The 651-nt window shown below is 48.2% G+C and carries 1 pseudogene; it reads left to right on the forward strand.

Annotated elements, in window-relative coordinates:
- Positions 1-256 precede the first annotated feature (256 nt).
- Positions 257-651: pseudogene (locus tag CSQ88_RS22575) on the forward strand (IS3 family transposase); the annotation flags it as partial.

The following is a 651-nucleotide window of genomic DNA, read 5'->3' on the forward strand; positions in this document are numbered from 1 at the left end:
AAAACAGTCATGGCTGGTATGGTGTCCTTACACTCCGACGGCTGATTACAAGCCGGAAGAGTCAGTTTAAATGGCGAACCCTAACGGAAAATCCATTCATCTTGCACGATAAGCCGATCAGCACTATTGAATCTAGGTATGGTGAGGTTGCCTTTGCGATGAGCAGCACTTAGATGGAGAGCCGGATGCATTGAGAGGTGCAAGTCCGGTTCGGAGAGGAGAGACGGGGAAATAGTACGACTACGCCCCGTCTCTTACTCTACTTCCGACCGCAGAAGGCTGGCTGTATTTGGCTGGAATTAAGGATGTGTTTACGTGTGAAATCGTCGGTTATGCGATGGGTAGTCGAATGACAAAAGAGTTGGTGAGTGCCGCACTGACGCTGGCCTTGGCGCAAAAGCGACCTGAGGAAGGATTAATTTTGCATTCGGATCGAGGTAGCCAATATTGTTCATACGACTACCAGCGGCAAGTGGCAATGGCGGGCTTGCGGGGTTCTATGTCACGCAAAGGGAACTGCTACGACAATGCGCCAATGGAAAGTTTTTGGGGCTCATTGAAGAATGAATTGGTTCATCATCGTAGCTATAAAACACGAGCAGAAGCGCAGGAAGAAATCACCGAATACATTGAAATATTTTACAATCGGAT

The organism is Iodobacter sp. BJB302 (assembly GCF_002735645.1).
Classification (GTDB): Bacteria; Pseudomonadota; Gammaproteobacteria; order Burkholderiales; family Chitinibacteraceae; genus Iodobacter.